10 protein-coding genes, 3 tRNA genes and 1 CRISPR repeat array are annotated in these 14,168 nt (G+C 68.8%); of the genes, 11 read left to right on the top strand and 2 right to left on the bottom strand.

Annotated features, from left to right (window positions below; translation table 11 throughout):
* Positions 1–25 precede the first annotated feature (25 nt).
* Together IE145_RS23845 and IE145_RS23840 are read right to left on the bottom strand one after the other, a co-directional pair.
* On the bottom strand, positions 26–1,477 hold the full coding sequence (locus IE145_RS23845; protein WP_189527490.1) for an FGGY family carbohydrate kinase: 1,452 nt from the start codon (positions 1,475–1,477) through the stop codon (positions 26–28).
* 245 nt (positions 1,478–1,722) lie between these two features.
* Positions 1,723–2,028, bottom strand: a complete 306-nt coding sequence (locus IE145_RS23840; RefSeq protein ID WP_003969335.1) for a hypothetical protein — start codon at positions 2,026–2,028, stop codon at positions 1,723–1,725.
* 182 nt (positions 2,029–2,210) lie between these two features.
* Here IE145_RS23840 and IE145_RS23835 point away from each other — a divergent pair.
* The 11 genes from IE145_RS23835 to cas2e all read left to right on the top strand — a co-directional run.
* Positions 2,211–2,283: transfer RNA gene (locus IE145_RS23835), tRNA-Asn, on the top strand.
* Between the two features lie 5 nt (positions 2,284–2,288).
* Positions 2,289–2,361: transfer RNA gene (locus IE145_RS23830), tRNA-Asn, on the top strand.
* Between the two features lie 247 nt (positions 2,362–2,608).
* Positions 2,609–2,682, top strand: a tRNA-Ile gene (locus IE145_RS23825).
* Between the two features lie 647 nt (positions 2,683–3,329).
* Positions 3,330–4,212: direct repeats of the CRISPR family, unit length 29 nt; unit sequence GTGGACCCCGCGCCTGCGGGGATGGTCCG.
* Between the two features lie 148 nt (positions 4,213–4,360).
* Positions 4,361–7,273 (top strand): CRISPR-associated helicase Cas3', encoded by a 2,913-nt coding sequence (gene cas3 / locus IE145_RS23820; protein WP_189527489.1) that lies wholly within the window; start codon positions 4,361–4,363, stop codon positions 7,271–7,273.
* Between the two features lie 279 nt (positions 7,274–7,552).
* On the top strand, positions 7,553–9,259 hold the full coding sequence (gene casA / locus IE145_RS23815) for a type I-E CRISPR-associated protein Cse1/CasA (RefSeq protein ID WP_189527488.1): 1,707 nt from the start codon (positions 7,553–7,555) through the stop codon (positions 9,257–9,259).
* A 132-nt stretch (positions 9,260–9,391) separates the two neighbouring features.
* The gene (gene casB / locus IE145_RS23810) at positions 9,392–9,997 is read left to right on the top strand and encodes a type I-E CRISPR-associated protein Cse2/CasB (RefSeq protein WP_189527487.1); all 606 of its coding nucleotides are present in this window, start codon (positions 9,392–9,394) and stop codon (positions 9,995–9,997) included.
* 109 nt (positions 9,998–10,106) lie between these two features.
* Entirely contained in the window at positions 10,107–11,261 is a 1,155-nt protein-coding gene (gene cas7e / locus IE145_RS23805) for a type I-E CRISPR-associated protein Cas7/Cse4/CasC (protein ID WP_189527486.1), read from the top strand.
* On the top strand, positions 11,258–12,058 hold the full coding sequence (gene cas5e / locus IE145_RS23800; RefSeq protein ID WP_189527485.1) for a type I-E CRISPR-associated protein Cas5/CasD: 801 nt from the start codon (positions 11,258–11,260) through the stop codon (positions 12,056–12,058). The genes cas7e and cas5e overlap by 4 nt, the downstream gene beginning before the upstream one ends.
* A gap of 5 nt (positions 12,059–12,063) precedes the next feature.
* Positions 12,064–12,819, top strand: a complete 756-nt coding sequence (gene cas6e, locus IE145_RS23795) for a type I-E CRISPR-associated protein Cas6/Cse3/CasE (RefSeq protein WP_189527567.1) — start codon at positions 12,064–12,066, stop codon at positions 12,817–12,819.
* A gap of 6 nt (positions 12,820–12,825) precedes the next feature.
* A complete protein-coding gene (gene cas1e, locus IE145_RS23790) occupies positions 12,826–13,833 on the top strand; it encodes a type I-E CRISPR-associated endonuclease Cas1e (protein WP_189527484.1) in 1,008 nt (335 codons plus the stop codon).
* Positions 13,830–14,168, top strand: a 339-nt coding sequence (gene cas2e, locus IE145_RS23785; protein WP_229825774.1) for a type I-E CRISPR-associated endoribonuclease Cas2e, incomplete at its 3' end; no start/stop codon positions are given. The genes cas1e and cas2e, both read left to right, overlap by 4 nt.

Raw genomic sequence — 14,168 nt, 5'->3', positions numbered from 1 at the left:
GACGACGGCGGTGTGACGACAGGACCTAAGCCGGCTGCGGACCGCCGAAGGCCCCGGGATGGATCTGGTCCCGGGTCGCCGCGTACTGCTGCCGCACCGCACCGCCCACCGCCAGCTCGTCACCGGGCTCCAGCACCTGGGCGGCGGCGCCCTGCCACGGCGGGGGAGTGCGCGGGTCGAGGGAGCCCTGCGAGACCCCGAGTGCCCAGGCCGCCTGCCGGGCCGCGCCGATCGCCGCGTACTGGGCCGGCTGCGGCACCACGACCTGGGTACCGAACACCGCCGGAGCCAGCGCCTGTACGGCGGGCAGCTCGGCGGCGGCTCCCAGCAGGAACACCCGCCGCACCTCCACACCCCGCCCGCGCAGCACGTCCAGGGCGTCGGCGAGCGAGCACAGCATGCCCTCGAACGAGGCGCGCGCCAGGTGCTCCGGCTTCATCGACTCACGCCGCAGCCCGCAGAGGGTGCCCGCGGTGTGGGGAAGCCGAGGAGTGCGCTCACCTTCCAGGTAGGGCAGCAGGACCAGCCCCGAGGCGCCGGGCGTCGACTTCAGGGCGAGCGAGGACAGCTCCTCCAGCCCGTCCAGACCCAGCATCTCGGCCGTGCCGCGCAGCGCCCGCACGGCGTTGGAGAGGTGGACGACCGGCAGATGCATGCCGGTGGCGTCGGCGAACGAGGTGATCATCCCGCTCGGATCGGCGAGCGCCTCGTGGTGGACCGCCATGACGGATCCGGAGGCCCCCAGCGACACCACCGCGTCACCCTCGGCGACCCCGAGCCCGAAGGCGGCGGCCATGGTCTCGCCGGTGCCCGCGGAGATCAGCAGCCCTTCCGGGGTCATCCCGGCGGAGTCGGCGGGCCCGAGCACCTCGGGCAGCGCGGCGGAGTGCCCGAGGGCCAGCTCGACCAGATCGGGCCGGTAGGAGGCGGACCCGGCCGACCAGTACCCGGTGCCCGAGGCCGCGCCCCGGTCCGTGGTCCGCCGGGCGGGCCTGCCCAGCAACTGCCACACGAGCCAGTCGTGCGGCTGGAGCACGGCGGCCACCCGCTGGGCGTTCTCCGGCTCGGTCCGCGCCAGCCAGCGCAGCTTCGCCACGGGCTGCGCGGCGCTCGGCACGGCCCCGACGGCCTCGGCCCAGGCCTGCCGCCCGCCCAGCCCGTCGACGAGATCGGCCGCGGCGACCTGCGCCCGCCGGTCGTTGCCGAGCAGGGCCGGGCGTACGAGATTGCCCTGCTGGTCCAGGGGAACGAGCCCGTGCTGCTGCGCGGAGACCCCGATGGCCTGCACACCTTCGAGCAGCCCACCGGAGGCCGCCTCACCGAGCGAGAGCAGCCAGGCCTGCGGATCGACCTCGGCGGCCTTGGCCTCGACCGGATGGGCGGCGTACCCCTCCCGGAGCACGGCGCCCGAGTCCGTATCGCAGACGACGATGTGAGTGAAGGCGGAAGAACTGTCCAGCCCCGCGACTATGCCCATACGGAGATTCTGCCGCACCGCGGGACTTTCCCGTAACTCACACCGCACTCGCACCGGGCCCTGCGGGGCCGCCAGGCCCTGGCGTCGAACTGCCGTCCGCCGTGCGACGCCCGGCACGCACGCTCGCGGCGTCGCCGACATGCCCCGGCAGCTCCGCCACAAGACCCTCTGGGCGCCTTGCGATCGCACACACCGGCGGCCGCGCGGCCGCCCTACGGGCGACGACGGCAGTTCGACGACAGGACCTAGGTGTTGGTCGTCCCCCAGTCGTCCTCGAACCCGTTCTGGCTGCTGCGGTCGCGCAACGACCGGACCCGCTCGGCGACGGATGCGGGCACCTTGTCCCCGACCTTGTCGCTGACCGAGTGGTACGCCTTGCCCGCGATGTCGCGCCCGCTGTGGGCGGCGCTCTCGGCGGCGTTGCGCACGGCGGGGTTCTCCGTGAACTGCCGGGCCGACTTCTTCAGCTGCTCGTAACGCTCGCGCCCGGCTCGCGTGCCGAGCACGTAACCGAGGGCCACTCCGGCGATGAACGTGAGCCGGTACCGCATGGCTGCCACCCTTCCTACGCTTGGTGCGACGTGTGCAGCCCGCCTACCCGCGACCACCCGAGATCACCCCGGGCGATACCGATTGGCGGAGCACCCCCCTGCTTGCGCTAATGTATGTGTCGCAGCGAACGCGCGCCGCCCGGCAGCCGCCAGGCAGGTACGCTTTCGAAGCAACGCAGCAATCCCCTGTAGCTCAATTGGCAGAGCAGCCGGCTGTTAACCGGCAGGTTACTGGTTCGAGTCCAGTCGGGGGAGCGCGATCCCCTGTAGCTCAATTGGCAGAGCATTCGGCTGTTAACCGGAGGGTTACTGGTTCGAGTCCAGTCGGGGGAGCGGAACGGGAGAGGACCCTTCGGGGTCCTCTTTCGCGTGCGTGCCCCCACCCCCTCCGGGACGGTGGACGGGGCCTCGGCCGGGCCCTCGGAGCGACTCTTCGGAGTCTCCCCGATCTTCCCCGCAACCGGGCAGCACGCAGCGACGTCCTCAAGATCAGGTGAAGTCGGCCAACCGAAGCGAGAGATCGTATGACCGGCTATGCTGCGGCAGACGGTGCGCACACTTGTACGCGCCACGCCGAAACGGGGCGGTAGCTCAGCCGGTTAGAGCAGCGGACTCATAATCCGTCGGCCGTGGGTTCGAGTCCCACCCGCCCCACCGTTCGGTCTCGTGGAGAACCGTTTCTACCCGCGGGAACGCGAGAGCGGGGCCGCCACTCCAGAGTGGCGGCCCTCGTTCATTCTTTCGGACCGGGATCCGGGGGACCTGCAGACGTCCGAGCGGCACTGGTCCGCGTTGTGGCAGCGGGGCGCCCCACCCCGTTGGCGCTGTGGCAGGGCATGACTCGTCTTCCATGATTCTGACGGTGGCGGCTCGGTCGGGCCGACGTGCCGATAACGTCGGCGTGCAGTCCGGCACGGGAGCCACGCCCGCCACGACGACTGGAGACGTCGCCGGCGCGCCTCCGCCATATCGCCCCCGTCGGCGCTCGCCCTCACGGTGGCCCTGCTTCTGCTCCCGCCGGATTGTCTCCACACTTCGCGGCCCCCACCCGACTGACCGCCGAGCGCAGGAGAGTGACACCGACTCATAGGCCGACCCATGATCTAGAAACGTGCCGTGGTCACGGGGCTGCCGACGGTACAAGAAGGCTCACGATCCCCTACATGCTCCGAGGGAGCGCACTTGGGAGTCATCGACTTGTGGCAAGAACATCGTCAAGATATGCCTTGCTGCTCGCGCCCCCAAGAAGCCGACTAATGAAGAACGGCGTCTCTGTGGCACAGAGCTGCAGGTCACGAAGCGTGGACCCCGCGCCTGCGGGGATGGTCCGGGTGTGGGGATGAGCGAGACCGAGGAGACCGAGTGGACCCCGCGCCTGCGGGGATGGTCCGTTCCTGCCGGACGACATCGCCACGGCACTGCTGTGGACCCCGCGCCTGCGGGGATGGTCCGTGCGCGTCCACCTGCGCGGCGTCGTAGAGCAGGTGGACCCCGCGCCTGCGGGGATGGTCCGCCGGGCCACCACGACTGGGACGGCACCGAGACGTGGACCCCGCGCCTGCGGGGATGGTCCGAGCAGCGCCAGCCGCGGCACCGCCCGCCTGGTGTGGACCCCGCGCCTGCGGGGATGGTCCTCTCGGCCAGGAGCGGTCGAGGAGCGGGCGGGGTGGACCCCGCGCCTGCGGGGATGGTCCGAGCTTGATCGTCTCGTTCAGCGTGACTTCCAACGTGGACCCCGCGCCTGCGGGGATGGTCCGGCGACCGGCCTGTGGCCCGAGGGCGACAAACCGTGGACCCCGCGCCTGCGGGGATGGTCCGGCGGTCCGTCGCGGCGCAGGCCGGGCACGGCAGTGGACCCCGCGCCTGCGGGGATGGTCCGGTGTCGGGGAGGATGCCCGCCATCGGTCCGGCGTGGACCCCGCGCCCGCGGGGATGGTCCGGAGGACACCGCCGTGCCGCTGAGCACCGACGAGTGGACCCCGCGCCCGCGGGGATGGTCCGCTCGCCTCCCAGGCGGCAGCATGGCCATCCCAGTGGACCCCGCGCCCGCGGGGATGGTCCGAGCACCCTGGCCGCCGACCTGCGCCACGCACTGTGGACCCCGCGCCCGCGGGGACGGTCCGAGCGAGGAGAAGCGCCTCGTGGAGCACCGGGCCTGGACCCCGCGCCTGCGGGGATGGGTGTGTGCCCGCCAAATGCTCACAAACACCATCGTGGTCAGATAGTCCGGAGCCCAGCAGTCAGTGCTCATGGGCAGTAGCTTCTTGCAGGTCACGATGCGTTGTCAGTAGCGCCCTCTACGCTCTGGTGCATTCCGAGTGCTGGGAGCATCGTGGATTTACAGCAGCTGAGTGGGCATTACGAGACCGCCGTAGTCGGGGCGTTGGAAACGCTGTGGGGCAAGTCGCGGGAGCGTGCGGGCGGCACCACGAACCTCCTGATGGCGCACCTCCTGGACACCGCCGCGGTCGCAGAGTTGTTGTGGGACGGTCTGCTTGCTGGTTCAGCGCGGTCGGCGTTGGAGGAGATCGCCGGAGGGCCGGGACTCGGGCGGCGGATGTTCGCTTGGTTGTGCGGGCTGCACGACTGCGGGAAAGCGACGCCGGTGCATCAGCGCCTGTGGCCCGAGGGGGCGGATGCGGTACGTCGGTCCGGGCTGACCTGGGTCGAGACAGCTGCCGTGGCGGGGGTGAAGAAGCAGAAGCGCTGGCGGCACGACTGGGCCGGTGGGCTGATCGTGCGTGAACTGTTGACCTCGGCCCACTGGGATCCGGAGCAGGTGGACTGGGTGTGGCCGTTGGTGGCGGGGCATCACGGCGCGTTCCCTTCGCTGCGTGATGTTCAGGAACCCAAGCCTGCGAAGGGGCAGATGCGGGGAACGGGACCCTGGCTTCAGGTTCAGCAAGCGGTGCTGGACGTGTTCACCGCGGAGCTGGGATTCGAGAGCCTCGGTGACGTACAGCCCACCGTGGTTCCGTCCAGGGCGCTGCAGCTGCAGCTCAGCGGCCTGGTGGTCATGGCGGACTGGATCGCGAGTGACGAACGCTTCTTCACGGGCCTGGACGACCTGGGGCGAGTGAGCCTTGAGGCTTCCCGCGTACGGGCGGCGTCGGCGTGGCAGGCGTTGGGGCTTCAGCGGGGCTGGGGGTCCCTCGACGTCCCCGGGCCCGAGGCGTTCCGCGACCGGTTCGGGTACGGCCCGCGGCCTTCGCAGGCCATGGTCGTCGACGCCGCACACAAGATGGGCGGCCCGGGGCTGATGGTGATCGAGGCACCCATGGGGGAGGGCAAGACGGAGGCGGCCCAGGCGGCGACGGAAGTCCTGGCGGCCAGGTTCGGAGCGGACGGTGTCTTCGTGGGGATGCCGACCCAGGCGACTAGCGACCCCATGTTCACCCGCACCCGGCGTTGGGCGGGGTCCATCGACCCCGACTTGGCGTCCCGAGTGGTACTGCTGCACGGGAAGAGGGCGTTCAACAATGAGTGGAAGACTCTCCTGGAGAACGCGGGAAAGTCTTTGGACGAGGCGTTCCGCGGAGTCGACGAGTTCGGAATGGGCGACGACCCGTACGGTGTCGGGTCCGAGGTGTGCGGTCCGCAGGAGCGGAATGCTCCTGCGGAGTGGTTTCTTGGGCCGAAGCGTGGGCTGCTGGCCCCGTTCGTCGTCGGGACAGTCGACCAACTGCTGTACGCGGCCACCCGCACGCGGCATGTGATGCTGCGGATGGCGGGGCTCGCGGGCAAGGTCGTGGTGCTGGATGAGATCCACGCGTGCGATGTGTACATGAGCCAGTTCCTGGCGGAAGCCCTACGCTGGCTGGGGCAGGCAGGCGTGCCCGTGGCCGTGCTCTCGGCGACACTTGCCCCTGCCCAGCGGCAGACGCTGTTCGACGCGTACCTCGCCGGTGCGGCGTCCAAGGAGGAGTACCGGGCGGAGATCCCGGCTCCGCGGGGCTATCCCAGTGTGACGACAGCGTGGCTGCCGACCTCCGGAAGCGCTCGGTTCCATGTGGACGCGACGAGCAGCTGGCGCGAGGACCTCGATGTGGCGGTACGAGTGGTGCCGGAGAAGGTGCCCGGGGCGCGATGTACGCGTGAGGAACGGGAGCGGCTGCAGGTCGAGGCAGACAGTGGCGTGGGCGACTTGCTGGCGAGTGAGCTCGCCGACGGAGGGACCGCACTCGTCATCCGTAACTCCGTCGCACGGGCACAGAGTCTTTACGGAGAGCTGCGCGAGCGGTTCCCCGACGATGAAGTGCGCCTCCTGCACGCTCGGTTCACGGTCTCCCGGCGTGCTGACCTGACGGAGGAGAGCCTCCGCCTGCTGGGCCCCGATGCGCCGCGGTCACGAGGCCGCCGCCTGATTCTCGTGGCAACTCAGCTTGCCGAGCAGTCCTTTGACGTGGATGCCGACCTGCTGATCTCGGATCTGGCCCCCGTCGACCTCCTCTTGCAACGCATGGGGCGGCTGCATCGGCATGAGAAGACCTGGCGTCCGGAGCGGCTGCGCGCGCCGCAGGTGTTCGTGACCGGCTTCGAGCCGCGTGCGGGCCGAGAACCGGCCTTCACGTTCTCCGGCGAGATGATCTACGGGCGTCATCTGCTTCTGCGGACCGCTGCCGTACTTCCGGGAGCAAGCGAGAAATGGTCGGTTCCCGTGGACGTACCCACGCTGGTGGAGAAGGTGTACGACGCGGACATGCCGCTCCTGCCCGAGTCGTGGCAGCCCGCCGGTGACGTCGCCGGCCGCGAGCAAGGTGACCGCGACCGTGCCCGTGCTGAAGAGGCGTGCCAGTTTCTGCTCTCTCCGCAGGGCGACCACGAGCGTCTGACACTGGCGGGTCTGCACTACGGCGGCTCATCCGCCGGAAGCGATGAGGGATCGCTGCAAGCGGCCGTACGCGATGGTGATCAATCCGTCGAGGTCGTCCTGGTGGTCCGGGACGGTGAGGACGCCGTCTACCGGACATTGGCGGGCCGGAATCTGAGCGTCAACGGAGACGTGTCGGCGGATGTGCTGGACGAGGTGCTGGGCTCGGCAGTGCGGCTGCCGTCGAAGTACACGGAATCTGCTCTGAAGTTGAGCCCGCTACCGGGCTGGTACGGGCACCTGTGGTTGCGTCGGAGCCGGGCTCTGGTGCTGGACGCGTCGCGCACGGCCTGTCTGGGGGAGTTCACCGTGTCGTACGACGACGAGTTCGGCCTCCGGCAGATCAAGACGCCTACAGATCCGGGCACCTGCTGATTCGGACGCCGACTCTCGGCGCGCGACTGCGGGTGTCCCAGGCGAGGCATGGTGAGCCGCCGGGCTGGTGCCCGGCGGCTCGGTACCCCGCGTGTGCGGGGACGAAGTGATTCCCGATCAGTTGTGCAAACAAAGAAGGGGATCATCCCCGTCTCCAGGTGGCCCGGCCTTGAGTCGGGGGCAACGGCCGGATTCTTGCACCTGGTTGTGGAGAAGACATGCATGCCCCTCGGTCGCCCTTGCTACTTTTAAACACAGAAGCTTTCCCTAGGAGGACTGATGGTTCCTAGCTTCTCCCTGACGGACGACCCCTGGTTGCTCTTACCCACGGTCGAGGGGGCGCTTGCACGGGAACTCCCCCTGCGTACGGCTCTGCTGGAGGCACATGAGTTTGGTGGCCTGGTGGTGGAGGTCCCCACGCAGAGAGCGGCTGTGTTCCGGCAAGTGCTGCTGCCCGTGATTCTCGACGCTCTGGGCCGCCCCGCGGACGAGCGGGAGTGGATGAGTTGGTACTCGACGGGGCGGTGGACACCGGAGCAGCGCCGGAAGATCGAGGCGTATCTGGACACGCACCACGCACTGTTCGACCTCTTCGACCCGGTGCACCCTTTCGGCCAAGTCGCCGACCTGCGTACGACGAAGGGCGAGACCAAGAACGCCGGGCTGATCGTGGCAACCGCCGCAACGGGCAACAACGTTCCCCTGTTCGCTTCGCGTACGGAAGGCGATGTCTTCCCGCTGACCCCGGCGCAGGCAGCGCACTGGCTGATGCACACGCAGTGCTGGGACACCGCGGCGATCAAGACCGGTGCCGTGGGCGACCCCAAGGCGAAAGCGGGCAAAACGGTCGGCAATCCGACCGGACCGCTCGGACAGATGGGCGTCACTCTGCTGATCGGCACGACCCTCTTCGAGACGCTTCTCCTCAATCTCCCGGTCGGAGCTCCGCTGACGTCGACCGACCTGCCTCAGTGGAGAAGGCGCGATGCCGGTGCCCCGCGTTCCGTAGCCACCCCGCAGTGGGACACGCGGGTACCCGAAGGGCTCCTGGACCTGTGGACCTGGCAGTCCCGCCGGATTCGGCTCTTTCCGGAAACGAGCGACGAGGGCCTGAGAGTGACCCGGGTGCTGGTTGCCGCAGGGGACCGGATGCCTCATACGCCCGAGACCGAGCCGCACACCATGTGGCGATTGGAGCCGACGGGAGGTCGCAGTTCGGCGAGGGGCAGAAGCGGAACCTCGTTGCCGCGCCGCCCCCTGCGCCTGCAGCCAGGTAAAGCCGCCTGGCGCGGACTTGATGCGCTTCTGGCGCCCGAGCGGCAGTCCCGGGAAGCGGGAGAGCGGACCAGTGGGTTCGCCACGAGCAAGCTCCTGGACCAGGCCGGCGCGCTTGTGCCTGAGCTCGGTGAGTCCTATCCGTTGCGTGTGGAGCTCTCCGGCGTCGCGTACGGCAACCAGTCGGCAGTTATTGACGACGTGATGTTCGACGCGCTGCCTCTCCCGCTCGCGGCGCTCGACGCCGGCACCGTCGTCCGCGCAGCGCTTCTGGAAGTAGCGGAACAGGCAGAGCAGTTGGCCACGGCAGTCAACCATCTCTCCGCTGATCTGCGGCGCGCTCTGGGGGCGGAGCCGATCCCCTGGGACAAGGGGCAGCGCCCTGGCGAACTCGTCCTGCACGCCTTGGACCCCCTGGTGCGGCGGTTGCTGACGGGGATGAGGGGCGTGGAGGACCTGGAGCGCGTCGAAGCGGGCCAGCTGGCCTGGGAACAGCTGGCCTGGCGGCGGAGTTGGGAAACCGCCGACCGGCTCCTGCAGGCAGTGCCCGTCGGAGCTTTCGTGGGGAGAAGCGTCTCACAGGGGGAGGGGAAGCCTGAGCGTACGTATCGGGCTTCCCTCGCCGAGGCATCCTTCCTCAGGCGCCGAGCAGAGATTCTCCACCGGGCCGAGGCCGTCCGGCGGAGCCGCGGAATCCCCGACAGCGAATAGGCGACGAGACACCTTCGAGGTTTCGCACGCCCACCATGCCCCTGGCCGAGGTGCTCCTGCTCCCCCCGCTCTCCGGGGCGCCCCGCCACGCCCTGCTGCGCCCCAAGTTCCTCAACACGTCTGGACACGGCCATGACCGAAGAAGACTTCACGAAACAGCGAATCTGGCATCGTTACATCTCCGCGGACGGCACGTGGCGCCGCAAGGAAGGCTCCCCGGCGGAAAGGCGTCCGCCCGGGGAGGACCTTGCCGTACTGCGCCGAGGGCTCGGCTGCCCTGCCGGGACCGTGCTGGAGATGTTCGCGTTCTACACCTGCCCCGTTGACGATTTCGCCGCCCGTCGCGGGGAAGTCTCGGCCCAGCAGGAGGCGGAGCACGCGGCGCTTGCTCTCTACGGGCTCCACCAGCAGAGCCAGGACCGTCCGATGCATCGTGACGGCGTCGGACTCGGCCGGGCCATGCTTGCACTCCGGCGCCATGAACGGACCAGCGAGGAGGCAGTCGACTCCCGCTTCCGTCAGGCCTTCTCCGCGACGTCCACGGTGGCGCTCCAGTTCCGGCTGCGCGGCCTGATCACACAGCTCAAGGACATCAAGCAGCCCCTCGACTACAACCGCCTGGCTGCCGACATCCATGACTGGAACCGACCGGACTCACGATCCCGCGTGCGACGTCGCTGGGGTCTCGACTACTACGGCTGGACGCATACAGCGGACTCGCCGCGTCAAGGCCGCTGACCTGCATCGGACTCAAGATCCGCCTGCGGTGAATATTCCCCTCCGCTCATTACGCAGAGCGGCCCGCCCACCGGCCGGGCCGCCCATCCACACGACTTGGAGCAATCCGATGACTCAGCGCATGTACATCGACGTGCACGTTGTGCAGACCGTCCCGCCCGCCAACCTCAACCGAGATGATCAAGGAAACCCCAAGGAAGCCATTTACGGAGGAGTCCGCCGCTCCCGTGTCTCTTCCCAGGCATGGAAGCGGGCCGCTCGCCAGCACTTCGACGCCCGCGCCGCAGAGCCCGACCGCGCCACCCGTACCAAGCGGATCATCAGCGAACTCAGCGCGCGGATCTCGCGGAACACTGGCCTGGGCCGTGAAGACGCCGACCGGATCTCCGCCGCGTTGCTCGCCCAACTCGGCCTGAGCCAGGGGAAGAAGGCAGGTGAAACCGCCTACCTCCTCTTTTACGGCAACGCCCAACTGGACGCCGTCGGCGCCCTGGTGAACGATCGCGCTGCAGACCTCGCGGCCCTGGACGACAAGGCTCTCGCCGAAGCGGTCAAGGAACTGCCCGTCGCTGAGCACTTCCAGGCCGGCCATCCTGTGGGCGTCGCCCTGTTCGGCCGGATGGTCGCCGACATCCCCAAGCTCAATGTCGACGCCGCCGTGCAGGTAGCCCATGCGCTCTCCACCCACGAGACCCAGCTCGAATTCGACTACTACACCGCCGTCGACGACCAGAACGAGAAGGACGAGACCGGCGCCGGCATGATCGGGACCATCGGCTTCAACTCGGCGACCCTTTACCGGTATGCCACGGTCGGGTTCGCCCAGCTCACCGAGAACGTCGGTGGAGACGCCGAAGCCGCCATCGACGCTCTCGACAGGTTTGTCGACAGCTTCGCTCTGTCCGCCCCCACCGGCTACCAGAACTCCTTCGCCCACCGCACCCGGCCCAGCCTTGTCGCCGTCGTCGTGCGCACCGACCAGCCCGTCAACCTGGTCTCAGCCTTCGAAGAGCCCGTCGCGGCCGAAGCCGGGATCCAGGCGAACTCCGCCCGGCGCCTTGCTGAGGAGCACCTCACCGCCACACAGGTATGGGGCGACATCCCCCTCTACAGTGCGGCCAGCCATACCTTCACCGACCGTGAGGGCCGCACCAAAAACACGGTCGAAACCCTTACCCAGGCCTTCGGCGAACCTGTCTCCTTCACCGACCTGCGCACAACCCTGCGTACCCGCATCGCCACCGCACTCGGAGACCAGGCATGACGCCCAGAGTGCCCACCTCCGTCCTTCTGCTGCGACTTGCCGCTCCGCTCCAGTCGTGGGGCGACCGCAGCAGCCTCCTGAACCGTCGTGAAACCCGGCCCGAGCCGACGAAATCCGGAGTCGTCGGGCTCCTCGCGGCAGCCGCCGGCCGTTCCCGCTACGCGCCCTTGGATGATCTGACCGGTCTGGCCCTCGGCATCCGCATCGACCAACCCGGCAGTATCCTGCGCGACTACCACACGGTGAGCGACTACCGGGGACAGCCGCTCCTCTCCGCCGCCGTGACCGCAAAGGGTTCGCAGAAGCCCACCTCGCCCGCGAAGCGCACTCATATCACCCAGCGCTTCTATCTGCAGGACGCCATCTTCCTCGCGGCAGTGGAAGGTCCCCAGGAGCTCATCACCACCCTCGAACACGCCGTACGGCACCCCGCCTTCCCTCTTGCTCTAGGCCGTCGATCCTGTGCACCCTCACAGCCTCTGGCCCTGGGGCAACGCTCCGGATCGCTCGAGGGCGTACTGCGTGAGGAGCCCTGGCAGGCCGCGCGCGCCGTACGCCGACGGTGGGGGCGGGCGAACGGCGACGCACCGCACGTCCGGCTTCCCGCGACGCTCGACGACCCCGCGGGAGAGGAGGTCCGCGACGACGTTCCCCTGTCCTTCGCGCCTGCCGGCCGTGCCTTCACCACTCGCCGTACCCGGCATACCTACCTCGAAGTACCTACCGGCCTGACCCCGGACCCCCATCGCCCCGGAGACACCGGCGGCCACGACCCCTTCGCCCTCCTGGGCTGGTGACCGACATGCCCTATCTCTCCCGTATTCGCATTAACCCTTGGCGCGCCGCGAGTCGCAAGCTTCTGGCCAGCCCGCGCGCCATGCACGCCGCGGTCGAAGGAGGGCTCCCGGGCGTGCCCGAACAGGCCCGTACCTTGTGGCGGCTCGACCCGGACAACCCTCACCGCCCCCACCTGTTCGTCCTGAGTACCGGCGCACCGGACTGGACCCATCTCGTCGAACAGGCGGGATGGCCCGGCGCGGACGGTGATCACTACGCCGTACGCGACTACGCCCCGCTGCTGCAACAACTGGCGCCGGGGCGCAGCTTCGCCTTCCGCCTCACCGCCAACCCCGTGCAGAACACCAGCAGGCCGGACAAACCCACAGAGCGCCAACAGTCACGTATCGAGGACGGAGGCCGGCGACGAGGTTTCCGTCTCGGCCACCGCACGGCCGCAGCCCAGCTCAACTGGTTTCTCACCCGTACCGCCAAGTGGGGTTTCGACGTCCCTGCCGCTCCCCACCTGGAGGCAACCGGCGGTGCGGACAACGAACCACCCCGTGACATCCGCATCACTGCCCGCCAGCGTCGCTCCTTCAAAAAGGGGGCGGTCACCGCGAAGGAGGCCCACGTCGTCCTGAACGCCGTGACCTTCGAGGGACGCCTGCGGGTCACCGACCCTGCCCTCCTCACCGAACGTCTCCTGGGCGGCATCGGACCGTCCAAGGCATACGGATGCGGACTGCTCACCCTCGCCCCGCTCTCCGAAAGGGAATGACAACCCGTGCCCGATATCTGGTGGAAGGCCGACCCCCAGGACTTGCACCGTCTCGTGGACCGCGTCTCCAGCGTCTATGTCGAACGAAGCCATCTCGACCGCGACGAGAACGCCGTCGTCATCATCAACAAGAGGCAAACCGTCCGGGTGCCCGCAGCGATGGTGGCCGTGATGCTGCTCGGCCCCGGCACACGCGTGACCCACGGTGCCATCCGCTTGCTCGCCGACTCCGGTACCGCTGTGTGCTGGGTCGGTGAACAAGGTGTCCGCATGTACGCGGCAGGACTCGGCCCCAGCCGCGGAGCGGGCCTCCTGCACCGCCAGGCCTGGCTCGTCACCCGCCCCAAGGAACGCCTTTCCGTGGCCCGCGCCATGTACGGCATGCGCTTCCCGGGCGAGGACGTCTCCGCCCTCACCATGCAGCAACTCCGCGGCCGGGAAGGCACGCGCATCAAGAAGCTCTACCGCGCGCAGGCCGACCGAACCGGCGTCGCTTGGAACGGCCGTGTCTACAAGGCGGGGGACGCATTCGCAGCCGGCGACGACCTCAACCGTCTCCTGTCCGCCGCCAACGCCGCCCTCTACGGCATTTGCCACGCCGTCATTATCGGACTCGGCGCCAGCACAGGACTCGGGTTCGTCCACACCGGCAAAGCCACCTCATTCGTCCTGGACATCGCCGACCTCTACAAGGCCGAATACACGATCCCGCTCGCCTTCGATCTCGCAGCACAGGGCCTCACGGAAGAGCGCGATGCGCGACTCGGACTGCGTGACCTCATCGCCCGCGACAAACTGCTCGGCCGAATCGTCACCGACGTCAAGAGCCTGCTCAGTCCCGAGGGAACGGACTTCGACGACCCCGAAGCCAACAGCCTGTGGGACGAGAGTGTTGGCGCTGTTCCGGGAGGTACCAATTACGCGAGCCACGCGGACCTGTCGACACACGGAATGACCGACAACCACATCGCGGTCATCGGACCCGAACCTCACGAAACCGAACCCACGTCGTGACCGTCATCATTCTCATCGCCGCCCCGGAAGGGCTCCGTGGTCACCTGACCCGATGGATGGTCGAGGCCAGCGCCGGAGTGTTCGTCGGCAACCCCAGCCGCCGGATCCGCGACCGCCTCTGGGAACTCCTGGCCATCCGAATCGGCGACGGCCAGGTCATCCTCATCGAACCCGCTGCCAACGAACAGGGATGGGCCGTCCGCACCGCAGGCCGAGACCGCTGGCAACCTGTCGACTTCGACGGCCTGATTCTCTCGGCCCGCCCGAAGAACCCACTAACTGATCGTTTCAGAATGGGGCCGACGGTCAGTCGTCGTCGAGCTGCTGAAGGACCT

Origin of the sequence: Streptomyces sindenensis (assembly GCF_014649035.1) — a bacterium.
Taxonomy (GTDB): Bacteria; Actinomycetota; Actinomycetes; order Streptomycetales; family Streptomycetaceae; genus Streptomyces; species Streptomyces sindenensis.
Note: the sequence above shows the minus strand (reverse complement) of the source record. Positions and strands in the feature narration are given on the sequence as shown.